The 18,304-nt window shown below is 35.4% G+C and carries 17 protein-coding genes; 8 read left to right on the forward strand and 9 right to left on the reverse strand.

Features of this window, described 5'->3' with window-relative positions; genetic code table 11:
- Window positions 1-113: 113 nt before the first annotated feature.
- Both GQ45_RS02670 and GQ45_RS02675 read left to right on the forward strand, forming a co-directional pair.
- Entirely contained in the window at window positions 114-1,415 is a 1,302-nt protein-coding gene (locus GQ45_RS02670) for a dicarboxylate/amino acid:cation symporter (RefSeq protein WP_047414868.1), read from the forward strand.
- A 58-nt stretch (window positions 1,416-1,473) separates the two neighbouring features.
- Window positions 1,474-2,643, forward strand: coding sequence for a flavohemoglobin expression-modulating QEGLA motif protein (locus tag GQ45_RS02675; protein WP_047414870.1), 1,170 nt, complete (start codon window positions 1,474-1,476; stop codon window positions 2,641-2,643).
- A gap of 22 nt (window positions 2,644-2,665) precedes the next feature.
- Here GQ45_RS02675 and GQ45_RS18105 read toward each other — a convergent pair whose 3' ends face one another.
- From GQ45_RS18105 to GQ45_RS02695, 4 genes are all read right to left on the reverse strand, one after another.
- Window positions 2,666-3,046, reverse strand: a complete 381-nt coding sequence (locus GQ45_RS18105; protein ID WP_052188101.1) for a heavy metal-binding domain-containing protein — start codon at window positions 3,044-3,046, stop codon at window positions 2,666-2,668.
- Window positions 3,047-3,126: 80 nt separating this feature from the next.
- Window positions 3,127-5,169, reverse strand: a complete 2,043-nt coding sequence (locus tag GQ45_RS02685; RefSeq protein WP_047414872.1) for a DUF4139 domain-containing protein — start codon at window positions 5,167-5,169, stop codon at window positions 3,127-3,129.
- A 119-nt stretch (window positions 5,170-5,288) separates the two neighbouring features.
- Complete coding sequence (locus GQ45_RS02690) at window positions 5,289-5,693, reverse strand: thiol-disulfide oxidoreductase DCC family protein (RefSeq protein ID WP_047414874.1); 405 nt, start codon at window positions 5,691-5,693, stop codon at window positions 5,289-5,291.
- Window positions 5,694-5,723: 30 nt separating this feature from the next.
- A complete protein-coding gene (locus tag GQ45_RS02695) occupies window positions 5,724-7,895 on the reverse strand; it encodes a DNA mismatch repair protein MutS (protein WP_047414876.1) in 2,172 nt (723 codons plus the stop codon).
- 190 nt (window positions 7,896-8,085) lie between these two features.
- Here GQ45_RS02695 and GQ45_RS02700 point away from each other — a divergent pair, with 190 nt between their 5' ends.
- From GQ45_RS02700 to GQ45_RS02710, 3 genes are all read left to right on the forward strand, one after another.
- Complete coding sequence (locus GQ45_RS02700) at window positions 8,086-9,129, forward strand: DUF6340 family protein (protein ID WP_052188102.1); 1,044 nt, start codon at window positions 8,086-8,088, stop codon at window positions 9,127-9,129.
- 51 nt (window positions 9,130-9,180) lie between these two features.
- Window positions 9,181-9,852, forward strand: coding sequence for a uracil-DNA glycosylase (locus tag GQ45_RS02705; RefSeq protein WP_047414878.1), 672 nt, complete (start codon window positions 9,181-9,183; stop codon window positions 9,850-9,852).
- A gap of 140 nt (window positions 9,853-9,992) precedes the next feature.
- Complete coding sequence (locus GQ45_RS02710) at window positions 9,993-10,394, forward strand: response regulator (RefSeq protein ID WP_047414880.1); 402 nt, start codon at window positions 9,993-9,995, stop codon at window positions 10,392-10,394.
- Here GQ45_RS02710 and GQ45_RS02715 read toward each other — a convergent pair.
- From GQ45_RS02715 to GQ45_RS02735, 5 genes are all read right to left on the reverse strand, one after another.
- Window positions 10,391-11,236 (reverse strand): substrate-binding domain-containing protein, encoded by an 846-nt coding sequence (locus tag GQ45_RS02715; RefSeq protein WP_047414882.1) that lies wholly within the window; start codon window positions 11,234-11,236, stop codon window positions 10,391-10,393. The genes GQ45_RS02710 and GQ45_RS02715 overlap by 4 nt on opposite strands.
- Window positions 11,233-12,105: a nucleoside phosphorylase gene (locus GQ45_RS02720; protein WP_047414884.1), complete on the reverse strand. Its 873-nt coding sequence runs from the start codon at window positions 12,103-12,105 to the stop codon at window positions 11,233-11,235. The genes GQ45_RS02715 and GQ45_RS02720 overlap by 4 nt, the downstream gene beginning before the upstream one ends.
- 1 nt (window position 12,106) lies before the next feature.
- Complete coding sequence (locus GQ45_RS02725) at window positions 12,107-13,039, reverse strand: DUF1835 domain-containing protein (protein ID WP_047414886.1); 933 nt, start codon at window positions 13,037-13,039, stop codon at window positions 12,107-12,109.
- 75 nt (window positions 13,040-13,114) lie between these two features.
- On the reverse strand, window positions 13,115-13,450 hold the full coding sequence (locus tag GQ45_RS02730) for a translation initiation factor (protein ID WP_047414887.1): 336 nt from the start codon (window positions 13,448-13,450) through the stop codon (window positions 13,115-13,117).
- 90 nt (window positions 13,451-13,540) lie between these two features.
- Window positions 13,541-14,491, reverse strand: coding sequence for an isopenicillin N synthase family oxygenase (locus tag GQ45_RS02735; protein ID WP_047414889.1), 951 nt, complete (start codon window positions 14,489-14,491; stop codon window positions 13,541-13,543).
- Between the two features lie 128 nt (window positions 14,492-14,619).
- Between GQ45_RS02735 and GQ45_RS02740 the strand changes: the two genes are divergently transcribed.
- The 3 genes from GQ45_RS02740 (at window position 14,620) to GQ45_RS02750 (ending at window position 18,006) form a co-directional block, all read left to right on the forward strand.
- Window positions 14,620-16,596 (forward strand): thiamine pyrophosphate-dependent enzyme, encoded by a 1,977-nt coding sequence (locus GQ45_RS02740; RefSeq protein WP_047414891.1) that lies wholly within the window; start codon window positions 14,620-14,622, stop codon window positions 16,594-16,596.
- Window positions 16,597-16,740: 144 nt separating this feature from the next.
- On the forward strand, window positions 16,741-17,220 hold the full coding sequence (locus GQ45_RS02745) for a lipocalin family protein (RefSeq protein ID WP_047414893.1): 480 nt from the start codon (window positions 16,741-16,743) through the stop codon (window positions 17,218-17,220).
- Window positions 17,221-17,313: 93 nt separating this feature from the next.
- The gene (locus GQ45_RS02750; protein WP_047414895.1) at window positions 17,314-18,006 is read left to right on the forward strand and encodes an OmpA family protein; all 693 of its coding nucleotides are present in this window, start codon (window positions 17,314-17,316) and stop codon (window positions 18,004-18,006) included.
- Window positions 18,007-18,304 lie beyond the last annotated feature (298 nt).

The following is an 18,304-nucleotide window of genomic DNA, read 5'->3' on the forward strand; positions in this document are numbered from 1 at the left end:
GCTGCACGTCTACTAATTTTTAAATGGCTTAAAAAATGATCTTAAAAAAATAGGCCTCTTTTGTAATTTCAAACGATTCTTCGAATACATTAGCACCAACTTATTTTTATATTATGGCTAAAGTTGCGTTGCACTGGAAAATTCTAATAGGCATGCTATTGGGATTGATTTTTGGATACCTCATGCTTCAAATTAATGGAGGTGGAGAATTCATAAAAAATTGGATAAATCCCTTAGGTATTATCTTTATCAATCTCCTAAAATTGATTGCGATTCCTTTAATTTTAGCTTCCTTAATCAAAGGGATTTCCGATTTAAAAGATATTTCGAAATTCAGAAATATTGGGGTACGCACAATGCTTATTTTTATCGTAACGACTATTATAGCCATCACCATTGGCTTGGTAAGTGTCAATATTTTTAACCCAGGCCTTGGTATATCCCCTGAAACAATTGAAAAATTAACAAGTACCTATGCTAACGATAGTGGGGTAACCGCAAAAATAGCAGAAGCTTCCGCCCAACAAAATACAGCGCCTTTACAGTTTCTTGTAGATATGGTGCCAGATAATATTTTTACGGCTTTGAGTAACAATAAATTAATGCTTCAAGTAATTTTCTTTACAGTGTTTTTGGGTATTTCATTACTATTAATAGGTGAAGAAAAAGCAAGGCCTTTAAAAAACATCTTTGATTCTCTAAATGATGCCATTTTAAAAATGGTAGATTTAATCATGAAAAGTGCCCCCATTGCCGTTTTTGCTTTATTAGCAAATGTGGTTGTAAGTTCTGGTGATCCTGACTTATTATATGCACTTTTAAAATATGCTGGCGTTGTCGTATTCGGCCTATTTTTAATGATGATTTTTTATTGTTTGGTGCTTTATTTTAGCACAAGAATTAATCCGTTTTGGTTTCTAAAAAAAATGATTCCCGCACACGTTTTAGCATTTTCTACGAGCAGTAGTGCCGCTACTTTACCGGTGACCATGAAAATTGTAGAAGAAGACTTAGGAGTTGACCAAGAAGTTTCTAGTTTTGTACTGCCTGTTGGGGCCACAGTAAATATGGATGGCACTAGCTTGTATCAAGGCGTTGCCGCTGTTTTTATTGCACAGGCCTTAGGGTTTCCCTTAGAGTTTTCCGATCAAATAATGATTGTTTTAACAGCCTTATTGGCATCTATTGGCTCTGCGGCGGTTCCAGGCGCAGGCATGGTAATGCTTGTTATTGTCTTAGAATCTATTGGATTCCCGGCAGATAAATTAGCTATTGGTTTAGCACTTATCTTTGCAGTCGATAGGCCTTTAGATATGTGCAGAACAATCATCAATGTAACTGGTGATGCTATGGTAAGTATCGTAGTAGCAAAATCGGTTCATAAAATAGATTTTAATAAAACAAAAAGAATATAAACCCTTATGGTGGCCTCGTGATAAATGCCCTGTACCAACAGTACTAGAAGTACCGCATATGAACAAGAAAGAGAGTATGGCAATACAAGAAGAATACGCCGATTTAATTGATATTGATAACAATTTAGACCGTCTTGTTAAAAAGATAGAATTATTAAGTTATTTAAACCCCTTAAATACGGAGAAGGAAAAACAGCGCTTTTATGCTTCAAAGTTTACTGAAAACCCGATACTAAAATACCCTAAAATAAAATTTCATCCCTACAAATTGCACCGGATGTTCTTTTCACAGCGATTAGAACGGATTACCGATCAGCAAGTTCAAAAATTATATCAGGATATCATTTATTATTATTCTAATATGGTACAATGCATTCAAACTATCGGCGAACCCAAGAAATTTTATTATAATTCGCTGCGCGTTTATGGTACTCCAACGGAGAAGGATGTACAAAATGCCGAGTTTATCTTACATCATTCCGATCAAGCCTCAAGTTCAGATATGGAGAAAGTGTATAGCCCATCGGATGCAAAAGACTATTTTGATGAATTTTCAAAAAACTATAATTTTCCTTTGAATATCAAGTTATCCACGGCCATTGCCGCTGATGCCATGGTTAGTAATACAACGCAAACCTTATTTCTTAAAAAAAACACCAAGTTCAGCAAAAACCAATTGCTCACCCTGGCTCATCATGAAATTGGGGTACATTTAGTAACGACCTATAATGGTCTCGAGCAACCTTTAAAAATATTTTCTAACGGATTTCCTCGTAACGTTGAAACTCAAGAGGGTTTAGCCGTTTTTAGTGAATATATGAGCGGTGCATTGACCCTGAATCGACTTAAAACACTTGCCTACCGTGTTTTAGCTTCTGATAGTTTAATTAAAGGCTATAGTTTTTCAGATACTTTTGATATGATTCACGGCAAGTATAAATTGAATCGTGATGATGCTTTTGCCATTACCATGCGCGTACACAGAGGTGGAGGCTTTACAAAAGACAGACTCTATTTAAGCGGTTTAAAGAAGATTTATAAGCGTTACCGCCGCGATGAAGCTATGGATAATTTGTTAACTGGAAAAGTTACGATGGATTATGAAGCCGATATTGAACATTTACAAAAATTAGGACTTGCCCACCCCATTACACATCGCAATATAGCATTTGCTAAAAATGAAAATGAGAATAAAACCTTAGATTTTATTCTCAATCATTTAAAATAATATTTTTTATCGAGACGCTAGTTTATGCGTGTTCTGGACAGTTTTCACAGCTACAGGCATCGCCTTCACAGGTGCAATTACCATCTTCGTGCATCGCACAGGCTACTTTTTCTCCATTTTCAGAGGAATGGTGTTTTCCTTGTTGCTCTTTATTACAGTCACATTCACCATCTTTATGCATTTTACAAGACATAGCGGTTTCGCCACCGACAGCCTTCAAATCCATTTTGCAAACAGGGCAGGTACCAGGTTCATCATAGGTTTTACCTAACTCACAGTCCATCGGGCATTGATACACCATAGCTGTTTCTTGATTTTCTTCTTTGGTGCTTTCTGTTTTAGCCTCTTTACAAGAAGTCATAAAAAGTATTGAAAAAACGAATAATGTAATTATTTTTTTCATGAGTGTATTGTTTTATTTTAAACAAATATAAATAGTTTTGTGATCTAATTTTTAAAAACGGTTAAAAATAATAGGGTTCCTTATAGGGTGATATTTCTACCCCTCGGATATTTTATTTGAAATGAAAAGGTTTCCGAAGTTTCTTCATTTTTATCCAAACTTAATTTCCATGTGAGTAAGCCCTTTTCTTGATCATAAAGGGCATTGTTTGTACTAATATCGCTTACTTTAATTTCTTTATTTTCAGAAATGGGAATTCTATCCATAACCACCAGGTCAATAGCCATTGGTTTGTTATTTTTAATGTCTATTTGATAGGTTCGATCTAAAATTCTAGTGTTTCCAGTAAAAGACTTACTTTTAAAATTCTTGTCTTGTTTTCTCATGACTGTAATAGCCTTATCAATACCTAAAGAAACAGTCATTTCTTTTTTAACCGTATACGGATCAATAGTGGTTTTACCCGCATAGGTGCCACTAAAGTAAATGTTTGCTTCGCCGGGCAATAAGTTTAGCTTTTCCCAATCTTTAAACGATGCCGTTAAAAATACATGTTCATTGATAATTGGTGCGGCAAAAAATTCGTAAGTGGCGTCTAAGGTGTAGGTGTTAATTTCTATAGCACTAATATCACCATTGGCACTAATAGAATAGGGCTTTTTAATCTCAAATTTAGTCTGTATTGCTTCTTCAACAGTGCTACTTTTTTTAGTGCTAATCACAATAATTCCGTTAGCCGCTCGGCTCCCATAAATAGCTTCGGATGATGAATAGTTTAAAACCTCGATATGCTGAATTTCATCAGCATCTAAATCGCCTTCCATAAAATCATCGACCGGAACACCATCTATAATATATAATGGTTGTACCTCTTCTTCCATATAAATCGATGATACACCTCTAATTTGAACGCCAGTTGCTCTTCCCTGCAACGAGCGAGAAATAGCATCATCTTGAGTCCCATAACCCATAACAACAACTTCATTTAATGCCTGCGCATCTTCTTCTAACCTTACATTTATCAGAGAAGCATAAATAGGAATTTCGTTTGTTTTGAATCCTACATACGAAAAAACCAACTCTTGTCCATTAGCAACGTTTAAGCTATACTTACCATCAAAATCCGAGCTAGTCCCTTGTGTAGTCCCTTTAACCAATACACTGCAACCAGGTAAGGGCTGACCTGATGCATCGGTTACCATACCCGTAACCGTTTTTATACTAGGGTTATAGGCAAATTTTCTTTTTTCTATTTCAGAGCGATAGTTTTTTGATTGTCCGAAATTTAAATAATGACTTGCTAAACTAGGTTTTACGGCGTTATAATTAGGATTTCCTGTGGCAAGGGTTAAGGCCACATTGTCCCAGTTCTCTCCCGTTTTTTGATACACATGGGCTTTATAAGTTAAAGCTATGGCATGGTTTATTTTATTAGATTTTATATCGTAATTAGGAATCCAGCCAGCATCTTGTACATTATAGGTGATGCCTAAATAAAGTGAAGTCGCTATAGGTGCATCAAACTTTATAGTGATTTCTCCCTTTGGTTCAGAAGGGATATTTTGCAGTGTTGAAAGCTGTTTCTGTAGGTTTACAGTATCTTCATTAAGAAGGTTTATTTTAAGGTTTAGGCTGAAAATTTCGTTTTTAATCTCCGTTATCCTATTTCGATAATACTGACTAATAGCTTTAATTTTATCTAAATCTAAAGCTTGTGTTTCAGAACTTACTAAGCGATTGGTATTCAACACCTTTTCTTCTTCATTTAAACCAAAGATGTCATTTTTTAATCGGCTAATATCTAAGCCTATTGCTTCAATTTGTTTTGTAAAAACCAGCGCTTCTGGACCTAAGCTAATGTTTTCTAAATAATTTAAGGAATACGAAATGGCTTGAATAGAAACGCCATTTAAGCCCGAAATTTGAATACTACTTTCATCAATTTTAGGCGATAAAGCAGTTAGGGTAATTACCGAAGTACCTTGTGCTAGTTTTAAATGGGCCACTCTTGAAATATCAGCACTGTTCGCATAAAGCGTAACCGATTTTATTTTAGAGGGTATTTTATTTGCTGCAAAAAATAAGTTAGGTGTAAAAACAAGTAAGAATAAGAGCTTTTTCATGATTGTTGGTTTTAAAGTTATGCTAAAGCTACTTAAGCTTTAAAAAACTTAAAACCAACAATTCGTAAACGAGCCTGTTGCCTTAGGGAAGTAGTTCGTTGAACTCGTGTTCTTTATTTTTATAAAAATTTTGATTTTAATTCTGGAGTAGGAATCATACAAGCGTCTTTTTTACCATACCATGAATAGCGATTTTTCGCAATGTAATCATAAATGCTATTTCGAATTTTCTCAGGTATCCACTCAAAAACAGCTAAAACTGACCAAAAACCTCCAAAAGATCTGCCTATTTTTAAGGCAGCAGTAGATTGTGTATAGTATGCCACGCCAGGTTCAATTAAAATAATGGAATCTAACTGCGCTGTATCAATATGGCGTTCTGCAATCATTTTTTGACCTATTTCACTTTGTAAGGCTGCAAAACGATAGCGATCAGTTGTATCGCGTTTAATAATAAATTGGACAGCGTTATTGCAAAGATTGCAAACCCCATCGAATAAAATAATTTTTTTAGTTGCTGTCATATTGGGTACCCTATTAAATGCTTATTAGGCCTATTTTTTCGCCTCTACCAATTCTAACTGATGGATGCTCACATTGGTCGTAAAAACACCATAATTCACTATGGCCTTGTTTTTTTCTAACTTATCAATACTACCTACCGCTTTACCATCAAGCATTCGAACTCGGTCACCGAGTTTAAAGGTAGGTTTAGGTTTGTTTTTTTCAACAAAGGCTTTTACCTTTTTTTCTTTTTTCTTTTCCTCTCGAATTACGTCTACCTTTTGAATAACTTCTTTTTCAACGGCAACTTTTTTCTGCTTTTCTATTTTTACCTGTTGCACCGATTTTTTTTGACGTTTGCTGTTTTCAGTCTCCACAATACGCAATAATTCAGAAACTAAAGGGCGTTTCTTTTTATCTTGAAAATACTTCAACGCCACATCATTCACCTTATTCCCCAAATAAATCATTCGTTGATTGGCATCATACAATTCCTGATAATTTTCTAATTTAACTTTTGTTCTTGCATTTAATTCTTCCAAACGCTGGGCTTCACTTCTTGCTTTTGACTCTTCCTCTTTTAATTTTGAGCCGGTTTTTTCCATAGAACTCCGCTCTTTTTGTAGTTTGGCAATAGTCGCATCAAAACGCACTTTACCCTTCTCAATTTTCTTTTTAGCACGGTTAATTAAACTAAACGGAATTCCGTTCTTTTGTGCTACTTCAAATGTAAAAGAACTTCCTGCTTGACCCAAAACCAATTGGTAGGTTGGTTCTAATGTTTTGTCATCAAATAACATATTAGCATTGGTGGCGTTAGGCAATTCATTGGCTAATAATTTTAAGTTAGAGTAGTGGGTAGTGATGATCCCATAAGAACCTCTTTCGTAAAAAACTTCTAAAAAAATCTCCGCCAATGCACCTCCTAATTCAGGGTCGCTACCCGTGCCAAATTCATCGATCAAAAAAAGTGTTTTATCATCGCATTTACGCAAAAAATAATTCATGTTCTTCAAGCGATAGCTATAGGTACTTAAATGATTTTCAATAGATTGATTATCACCAATATCGGTTAAGATTCTATCAAACAAGCATACTTTACTACGTTCGTGAACAGGAATTAACAAACCACTTTGAAGCATCAACTGCAAAATACCCAATGTTTTTAAGGTAATACTTTTACCACCTGCATTAGGTCCTGAGATGACAATTATTCTATTTTCTGGATGCAAGTACAAGGTCTGTGGAAACGTTTTTTCTTTTTTTCGCTTGTTCGTCAAATACAACAGCGGATGATAGGCATCACGAAGAAATAATTCGTTCTTATCGCTAATTTCTGGCATAATGGCCTCCATTTCACCAGCGTATTTTGCCTTTGCCGCGGTAATATCTAAGTGTGCTAAAAATTCTTGATATAATGCTAATTCTGGGGTAAAAGGTTTAATATGTAAGGTTAATTCCCTTAAAATACGTTGAATTTCTTCTCGCTCATCAAACTCTAAATTATTTAATTGCCGACTGTATTGTAAAGATGCCTCTGGCTCAATATAAACAATACTACCCGTTTTTGAAGTACCCATTACAGCTCCTTTCACCTTTTTGCGGTACATGGCTTTAACTGCTAGAACACGACGGTTATCCACCACAGATTCGCGAATTTCGTCTAGAAATTCTGAGGCTTGATACAGCGATAAAGCGCGACTAAAACTTTGATTTATTTTACCTTTAACAATATTTATTTCTTGTCTTATAATTCGTAAATCGTTAGAAGCTGTATCTTTTATTTCTCCGAATCGGTCAATTACGGCATCGATATGCATTGGGATAGCCAAATTTAATTCTACCGCTTCCGAAGCTTCAAAAAGTAAAGGATAATAATCTTTAAATTTTTTTAAAAACTTTTTTTGTGTATTGACTGTGGTACAAAGACTCCCAATTTTTTTGAATCCACTTAATTCTATCGTTGCATTATCTATTTTTAATAGTTTTAATTCTTGATGAATAGCATCAAAACCATGGTTGGGCACCCGGTTGTCATTCGTATAAGAAGCCACATATTCTGAAGTTTGTCCCAAATGAATCAAAATTTGCTCCTTTGATCTTAAAGGTCTTATTTCTAGGGCTTGTTCTTTCCCCAATTCTGTAGTACATCTGGCAGAAATTTGATTTAAAACCGTGTAAAATTCTAAATCTTTTAATGTTTTTTCGTTAATCTTATTCATTCCAATTTTTATAGCCGTACAAAGATAGCTATTCATACGGAGTTTTTAGCGAAAGCTAGTATCCCTTTAATACGTCCCGTTAATTTTAATTATGTAGGCCTTTAAGTATACTTTTAAAACAATAAAAAATCTTTTTTGGGGTTTATAAGTAGGCTATAAGCCATTGTAAACCATAATATTAATAACCAAAATGAAAATAAAAATACTATTTTATCTAGGAATCACTTCGCTTTTAGTCGCCTGCGGTTCCACCAGAAAAATGACCATGGGCATCACTGAACCTGCTATAGTAAGTATATCAGATGATGTTAGAAGTATTGGTATAATAAACAGAAGTGCCCCGTCTAAAGGCAATAGTGCCTTGGATAAAATAGATCAAATTTTATCTGCAGAAGGTCTTAATTTAGATAAAAAAGGAGCTGAAGCTGCTATTGCCTCGTTCGCTTCGGAAGTTGGAATGCTCAAAAATTTTGATGAAATTAAAATTATCGAAGCAAATGAAGACATAAAAAGCGGATTGGGTGTTTTACCAGCTATTTTATCGTGGGACATCATAGCACAAATTTGTGAAGAAAATAACGTAGATCTCATTTTCTCGTTAGCCTACTTTGATACCGATACAAAAGCAACACTCGCTGTAGCTACAATGCCCTTAAAAAATAACTTGGGAGTAAAAGTAAATGTACCCGCTCAAAAACTAAGCTTGAACACCCTGATAAACTGTGGTTGGCGAATCTATGATCCGCAAACGAAATTAGTTATTGATGAACGTTTTTACACTAAAAATATGGCCTTTATGGGTCAAGGTATCAATCCTGTAAAAGCATTGGAGACTATACAAAATAGAAATGAAACCATTGAACAGTACAGCAAAAATGTAGGTATAGCGTATGCCAAAAGATTGGTCCCCAATAAGGTGCGAATTTCTAGGGATTATTTCGTGAGCGGAACCAATAATTTTAAAGTAGCACAACGAAGAGCGCTTACTGGCGATTGGAGCGGAGCAGCCGAACTGTGGGAGCTAGAGTTAATGAGTAGCAATCGTAAAATTCTTGGACGAGCAAATTACAACATGGCTATAAGTAGCGAAATTGATGGAAATTTAGATTTGGCCATCGAATATGCCTCAAAAGCCTTTACTGATTATAAAAATAGATTGGCATTGTCGTATGTGAATAAGCTAAACTATAGGGTAGCTCAAAACAATTTGCTAGAACAACAAGCTTCTAAGTAAATTGAATAGCTTTCAAAATTGTTTATTTTTGAAGCTGAAAAGCCCTAAAATATGCAGCTAGCCATTAACGACAGTTGGAAACAGCAACTAAAGGAAGAGTTTACAAAACCATATTTCGAAGCCTTAGTAGCTTTTGTAAAAAAGGAATATGCAAGCTTTGTTTGTTATCCTAAAGCCACTGATATTTTTGCGGCTTTTAACTATTGTACTTTTGAGGCCACTAAAGTAGTCATCATTGGGCAAGACCCTTATCACGGGCCAAACCAAGCAAATGGACTCTGTTTTTCCGTAAAAGATGGCATACCTCATCCACCATCCTTGCAAAATATTTTTAAAGAAATAGCGACGGATATCGGTACGGCTTATCCTAAAAGTGGAAACTTAGAGGCTTGGGCAAAACAGGGCGTTTTATTATTAAATGCCACTTTAACCGTTCGTTCAAGTGAAGCTGGAAGTCATCAAAAAAAAGGCTGGGAAGTTTTTACCGATGCTGTTATAAAGCATTTGTCTAACGAAAAGCAAGACCTTATATTTTTACTTTGGGGTGGATTTGCGAAGAATAAAATAAAATTAATTGACACCAATAAACATAAGGTTTTTGTTTCTGGGCACCCTTCTCCTCTCAGCGCTAATAGAGGCTACTGGTTTGGAAATAAGCACTTTAGTAAAACAAACGAGCAATTAAGGGAGTTAGGCAGGTCTGAAATCATGTGGGCATCCTAACTAAAACCTCCTATATTATAAATTTTCCACGAAAAATGTAGGTAGTATACTTGCCGAATTAGCTATATTTCTTATTTTAGCCAAAGACACCAAACCAAAAAATACAAATTTACAGTCGAACTAACTAAGCCTGGTTGCCCATGAGTGTTAAATCTATATTATTAGTGGATGATGATGAATCAACCAACTTTATCAACAGTATTTTTATAAAAAAATTAGATATTGATGTCCATGTTTATAAAACCTTAAATGGGGCTGAAGCGCTAGAAGTGATTAATACTTCGAATACTAAAAATGGTTTTTTTCCTTGCTTAATTATACTAGACATCAACATGCCTGTCATGAGTGGATGGTCGTTTTTAGAACACTTTAAAAACCTGCCTCAACCCATCAAAGAGCAGTGTTTTGTGGTGATGACTACAGTAAGTGAAGATGAAAAAGACATCATAAAAGCTAGTAAAAATGAAGATGTGAAAAAATTCTATCAGAAACCAATGTCTGATGAAAAGTTTAGTCAATTAATTAGCGAATATTTTTTCTAAATAAGAACAGCATCTGGAGGTAGTTTTTTAGCTATTAATTTTAAATCTACTAAAGTATTTTGAACAGCCTCTAGGGTCTCTTTGGATAGTTTAGATTGACTCCATTGGGTGATAGACATCCATTGTTTGATATCTTCTAGTTTTTGTTCGTAAGTATTGGCTAAAGTTCTATCGATACTGGGAATATTTTTAAACTCTGCCGTATACCCGTTAATAACTTCTAAAATATGCCCTAAAACCCTAGCCTGTTCGCTACTAAATTTATTAGTAGCAGCAAGCACGAAACAAGGCCATGGCGTAGGGCAGTCTGCTAAACGTCTAAAAACGCCTTTATCTACCAAGGGTTTGGTAGTAAAACGCTCCCACATAAAAAAATCGGCTTTCCTTTGAGTTAATGCGCTTACCGCACCCTCTAAGTGATCAATTATTTCGAATTGTAATTTTTCTAAATCCCATTGTTCATTTTTGCCTAAAACATAGGCCATTAAATGACTCCCGCTTCCTAATCGGCTAATGGCAGCCTTGGCGTTTTTTAAGTCACTTACTGTTTTATAATCACTAGTTGCAGCCACATGTATTCCCCAAAGTAGGGGTGAGGCGATATATTCTTGAACTATTTTTGAGGGGTTTCCTTCAACAATACTTTTTACAATACCCTCCGTTAATATAATTGCTAAATCAGTTTCTTCGTTTGCCAGCATCTGGCTCATTTTACCAGTTCCTTCTGGAATATTTGTCCATTCCAAATTAATGCCCCGCGCTTCAAAAGCACCTTCTTCAATAGCCATCTGCCATGGAAAATTAAAATGCTCAGGTACCCCTACAATACGGACTGTTTTCATACTTTGGTAAGCGCTTTTAAAGTTTTTTGTATTAATTTATCTATTAATTCAGCGGGGTTTTCTGAAAATTCGCCAGTACTTCTATTGGCAATGATAGCGTTTAATGAAATTGCTCGATGTCCCAATAATTTTGAAAGGCCATAGATACCAGAAGTCTCCATTTCAAGATTGGTAATTTTTAAACCATTAAAACTAAAGGAAGCTAATTTATCATTGAGCCCATCATCTTCTGTTTTTAACCGTAGAACTCTTCCTTGGGGACCATAAAAGCCAACATTGGTCGCTGTAAAACCCTTGTAGAACTGTAAACCTTCAAATTTTGAGGCCAATTGTTGATCATAAGAAACAATGTATGGCGTTGATTTGTACTTCGACCAATTGGTGTGTGTTATAAATTCAGCTTCCATTTCGGAATGCATGACCTGTTTTGCATCGTAAAAACGCAACAAACTGTCAAGGCCAATAGCGTATTCACTGATAATTACAGAATTAATAGGAATCTCAGGCTGAATAGAACCAGAGGTACCAATTCTTATAATTTCTAGTTGCTTTTTTTCTTTGTGGATTGTTCTATTGTTGAAATTTATATTCACAAGAGCATCTAACTCGTTAAGTACTATATCAATATTATCAGTACCTATTCCGGTAGAAATAACAGATATTCGCTTTCCATGAAGCATCCCGGTATGGGTTATAAACTCCCGTTTCCCCTTTTTAACTTCAATGGTATCAAAATAATTTGAAACAAGGGCAACACGATCAGGATCACCAACAGTAATCACGGTATCTGCAAGATCTTGGGGTAGTAAATTAAGGTGGTAAATGCTTTGGTCTGCATTTAAAATAAGCTCTGAAGGCTTTAATTGCATGCTATAATTTTAAAATTCTTTGAGATTCTGTATTAAAAAGAAAATTATATTTAAGGGCACCCCCTAAATACACATCATTTTCTTGCATACACGAATAATAACTTGTTTCGCCTTTTAAGATCGCTTTGCCAGTTTGTGTTAAGCGTACGGGATTAAAGGAAGAAAATAAAGGTTTCAATCGGTTTATGGCATTATGAAATTGATTGTCACTAAACCCTAAAACTCCTTGGTTTTTTAACAATACACTTAAAAATTGACCTTTGGAGCCTGGTTTTTTATCCATAGCTAACTGCAAAATATTAGTTTCCATCTCATTTAATCCGTTTTTAATAGAAGGAAAACGGTGCAGGTGAGCTTGAATCGTACTCTCTAAATAGTTAAAATTAAAATTTTTAAAATCTGAAAGATTTTCTAATCGAATCGGGTTGTCACTGCAATACAATTGCCAAACATAATCAGCATATTCAATATCGTCTTGAGTCAAAAGCGTTTTAGTCTCGTAGAGTTTTAGTACATGTTCGTCACTTAATTCATTAAGTCCGTACAATACATCAGTATCATCTTCTTTTCCGCTGCATACCAAATATATTTGGGCGTATTTGCGGTGTATTTTTAACCAACTGATTACCGCTAGAAGGTTCACTTGGCAAAATAAATCATACTCAAACCACAAAACTATTTGATCTTGTTGTTTATGGTTGCATAAAGAGCGGTACTCTTTTAAGGTTTTTTCAATAAAACTGGCCTTTGAGACTTTATAATTTTTGTTCAGAAATTCGAATCGCGTTTTCCAGAAAGATTCACTTCCTACATTTGTTTCTGTTTTTCCTTCACACAACATTTCTCTCCAAGTGATAATATCACCTGTAAGCTTTAGTTTTTTTAATTTTGATGTAAACGCATCACCGTTTGTTATGTGAAGTAGGGAACTCATAGTGCGTGAAAATTAAAAAATTAGACTATTAAAAATACTATTAAATAAACAACTATAAAAGTTAATTAACAGATTTTAGCCACCAACTCGTTTTACTTTAAAACCTTTTTCTTTTAAAATTGTCATTATTTTGGCTCTGTAATCGCCTTGAATAATAATCGTATCATCTTTAAAACTACCTCCAACACTCAAGGTTGTTTTTATTTCTTTCGCTAATTTTTTAAAATCCTCAGTAGCTCCAGTATATCCCTCTAAAATGGTCGTTGGTTTTCCTTTTCGTTTTTCATACTTGCAAAGTATAGGGTCATCTTGCATCCAAATTTGATTAGTTTCACTACTTTCTGAACTTTCTTCGGTAGTTTCGGATTTGTGTTCTGGAAAAAGATTTTTTAACTGGTCTTGTAAGTCCATTATGCGTAATTATTGTTTTATACTAATAGGCAATAAGCAGTAGCCGTTAACAGAAATACAAATCACTGATTACTGAATACTGTTGACTGTTTACTTTTTAATAAGTCCAAGTTCTATCAAACGCTCGTTTAAAAACTCACCAGCCGTGATATCATCGTATAATTTAGGATTCTTATCATCTACACAATTCGCTAAACAATTTAAGGGCATTTCACTTACCGGATGCATAAAAAATGGAACGGAATAGCGCGACGTTCCCCATAATTCTCGCGGCGGATTCACCACTTGATGAATCGTTGATTTTAATTTATTGTTCGTTAAACGCGAGAGCATATCACCCACATTAATCATTAACTCGTTAGGTTGAGCAATCGCATCAATCCATTCGTCATTATGATTTTTTACTTGTAAACCTTTACCGTGAGCACCCATTAATAACGTTATTAAATTAATATCGCCATGGGCAGCAGCGCGAACTGCGTTTTTAGGCTCACTCGTAATCGGTGGATAGTGAATAGGTCTTAAAATAGAATTCCCATTTTTAATGTAGTCATCAAAATACGTTTCATCTAAATTTAGATGTATGGCCAAAGCTCTCAGCACATACTTCGCTGTTTTTTCGAGCATTTTATAGGTTTCTTCTCCAATAGTATTAAAAGCAGGCAATTCATTCACTTGCACATTATCGGGATATTCTTCGGCTAATTTTTCATCGTTTTCTACATATTGTCCAAAATGCCAAAACTCCTTTAAATCGCCTTCTTTTTTGCCTTTAGCATGTTCTTTGCCAAAAGAGGTATACCCGCGTTGTCCGCCAATACCTTCAATTTCATAACTATCCTTTACGTCTTGAGGCAATTGAAAAAAGTTTTTTATTTCAGCATATAAATCATCGACCAACTGCTGGGGTAAAAAATGACCACTTAAGGCTACAAAGCCTATGTCTTCAAAAGCACTGCCAATTTCTTTTATAAATTTTTCTTTTCTTTTTGGGTCTCCAGAAACAAAATCCTGTAAATCAACACTCGGAACATAACTCATAATCACCAAATTTTGAATCAAATTTAATTAAAATATAGAAGTTAAAATAGTATTGTTAAGAATGTTTTCTTTAGGAGGTTTTTTTGTTACATTTATACCAGTATTTAGCGTTTAATTTTTCAATACCTATGGAGTACAAAAGCTTTGCTGTTACTGACAATCAAAAACTAGCGCTGTACCAACAGCTGCTAAAACCAAGAATGATTGAAGAGAAAATGTTGATACTTCTTCGGCAGGGTAGAATATCAAAATGGTTCAGTGGCATAGGGCAAGAGGCTATTTCTGTTGGCGTAACTGCAGCATTGCATAGCTCAGAATATATTTTACCCATGCACCGCAATTTAGGTGTTTTTACCAGCCGTAATATTCCCTTACACCGCTTATTTTCTCAATGGCAAGGTAAATTAGGTGGCTTTACTAAAGGTAGGGATCGTAGTTTTCATTTTGGCACTCAAGAATTTAATATTATCGGCATGATCTCGCATTTAGGCCCGCAATTAGGGGTTGCTGACGGTATAGCCTTGGCTGATAAATTACAGCAGCGAAAACAGGTAACTGCTGTGTTTACGGGTGAAGGTGCCACCAGTGAGGGTGATTTTCACGAGGCGCTAAACCTTGCTGCTGTATGGAATTTGCCTGTGCTTTTTTGTATTGAGAACAATGGGTACGGACTTTCTACACCCACCCATGAGCAGTTTAAATGTAAAAATCTAGCGGATAAAGGAATTGGTTACGGGATGGAATCGCATATTATTGATGGTAATAATATTTTAGAAGTCTACACTAAAATAAATGCTATTTGCACTGATTTGAGAGAAAATCCTAGGCCTGTGCTGTTAGAATTTAAAACCTTTAGGATGCGCGGCCATGAAGAAGCCAGTGGTACAAAATATGTGCCGCAAGAATTGTTAGATACTTGGGAGGAAAAAGATCCTATTCGTAATTACGAAGCCTACCTATTAAAAGAAAATCTTATCACTCAAAACGATATAAAAAACTTTAAGGCTGAAATTCAGACCGAAATTGATGCGAATTTACAGCTAGCCTTTTCTGAAGAAGAAGTTTCTAGTTCCACTGAAATCGAGTTGAACGATGTGTATAAGCCTTTTAACTTTGAAGAAATTTTACCTACTTCAAAGACTAAAAACATCCGGTTTGTTGATGCCATCTCGGAAGGATTAAAACAGTCGATGGAAAAACATGAAAACCTCGTGTTAATGGGACAAGACATTGCCGATTACGGCGGTGTTTTCAAGATTACAGAATCCTTTATTCTCGATTTTGGCAAGGAAAGGGTCCGAAATACGCCTATATGCGAATCTGCTATTGTTTCTGCAGCTATGGGTTTGTCTATTAATGGGATGAAAGCTATGGTTGAAATGCAATTTGCAGATTTTGTGAGTAGCGGATTTAACCCAATAGTCAATTATTTAGCAAAATCGCACTACCGATGGAATGAAAATGCCGATGTGGTGGTTCGCATGCCTTGTGGGGCAGGGGTAGGAGCAGGTCCTTTTCACTCGCAAACCAATGAAGCTTGGTTTACCAAAACACCAGGTTTAAAAGTTGTATATCCTGCATTTCCTTATGATGCCAAGGGACTTTTAATTACGGCTATTAATGATCCCAACCCTGTATTGTTTTTTGAACACAAAGCCCTTTACCGTAGTTTATATCAAGAGGTCCCAGAGGCCTACTACACCATCCCGTTTGGAAAAGCGGCCAGCCTTAGGGAAGGCGACGACATCACTATTGTATCGTATGGAGCAGGCGTTCATTGGGCTTTAGAAGTTTTAGACAAACATCCAACGATTAAAGCAGACCTGCTTGATTTAAGAACCCTACAACCTTTAGATTTGGAGGCTATCTATAGCTCCGTTAAAAAAACAAATCGATTGCTCATCCTTCAAGAAGACAGTCTTTTTGGTAGTATTGGGAGTGATATAGCCGCACTTGTCATGGAAAACTGTTTTGAGTTTTTAGATGCTCCTGTAAAACGCGTAGCCAGTTTAGAAACACCCATTCCGTTTGCTAAAAAATTGGAAAATAATTACCTGCCCAAAGGCCGCTTTGAAAAAGAACTCCTAGAGCTGTTGGCGTATTAGCAATAGGAGTAAAAATTTACCTTATCAAAGCATAAAGTCAGCTGCCTTATATTTACCTTGCGCGGTATTAACAGCGTTTTAACATTCGTTTCGTAGTCGAAAGTAAGTTTTGAACGTATATCCAATTAAATAAACAACAATCATATGAAGAAAGTATTAATTTTAAGTGTAGTCGTAGGCCTATTTTTAAGCAGTTGTGGCGCCTCTAAATTGGCGAGAGAACAAGGTAATTTGCTCAGTGGTACATGGATTTTGAATAATGTAAGTTTCGCCGATCAACCTGGCACATTCAAATCTGTTCTTTTCAATGATGCGCAAGATATCTGTTTCGAAGGCAGCAATTGGTTTTTTAGAGACAACAACAATACAGGTCGCTATACCATAGCCCCCTCTAGTTTGTGCCAAAGTGGGGATCGATTTATTCGCTGGTCTATTATCACCAATGATTATGGTACCAATGAACTTCAATTTAAAATGATTGATGAAAACAGAAAAGATATTTCTGGCGGATTTGGTTATCGGTTAACCATAAATACACTGAACGCATCAACTATGGTGTTAGCATCAAAGGTGACTGCGAATGGCGCTCCAGTGTCAGTGATTTATGAATTTTCTAAAAAGTGATGCTTTTTAAGTACAAAAGAAGTAAAAACAAAGGATAAAAATAATAAAAGCCAAAAGCGTAATGCTGGATGCCTAAAATAAATAAAATAAAGGATGAAAAATATAGGAGTAAAATTAGCAACAATCATCATGACCTTAAGTCTTGTAGTAGGATGTAACGCTGTAAAAAATGCAAATAACACCCAAAAAGGTGGAGCTATAGGCGCAGGTGGTGGTGCTGTAATTGGTGGCATTATCGGTAATAATGTAGGAAGTGGAAACAATACAGCTCTGGGCGCGATTATAGGTGCTGTAGTTGGTGGCGCTGCAGGTGGCTATATTGGCAATCGAATGGATAAACAAGCACAGCGAATAGAGGAAGAAATACCTGGAGCAGAAGTAACTAGAGTTGGTGAAGGGATCAATGTTGTTTTCAATGAAGATGCTGGGGTGTATTTTGACACCAATAAATCTGATGTAAAAGGTACTTCAGCGAATACTTTAGATCGCTTAATAGGAGTTTTAAATGAATATCCAAATACTAATATTTTAGTAGAAGGACATACAGATAGTGCAGGAGCAGATGCCTATAACATGACTTTATCCAAACAAAGAGCAGAATCAGTTACTAATTATTTGGTTAAAAACGGAGTTTCTAGCAGTAGATTAACCACAAAGTGGTACGGAGAAGCACAACCAAAATCAGACAATAGTACTGCTGAAGGCAAGGCAAAAAATCGTAGGGTAGAGATGGTCATTGTTGCCGATGAAAATTTAAAACAAGAGGCGATTCAAAAAACACAATAATAGAGTACACTCTTAAAAATAAATACACAAATCCCAACATTCATGTTGGGATTTGTTTTTATAAATAGGTATCTTCACTTTAAGAAAAATTTTTCTCAAAAAAATCTTTGACGTATTTTTTATAGGCTTATTTTGATGGAGTTATTATATGTTGAAGCTAATTAAGACTGAAGTTTATTAAAGCTTTAAAAAAATACTACTTAAAATTTAAGTCCTGAACAAGTATGTTTTTTGATAGTAGGCAAATTTAATCCCATAGTAGCAACAGCACGGGATCAAGCACAAGAAGCCTAAGTTC

The organism is Cellulophaga sp. Hel_I_12 (assembly GCF_000799565.1).
Classification (GTDB): domain Bacteria; phylum Bacteroidota; class Bacteroidia; order Flavobacteriales; family Flavobacteriaceae; genus Cellulophaga.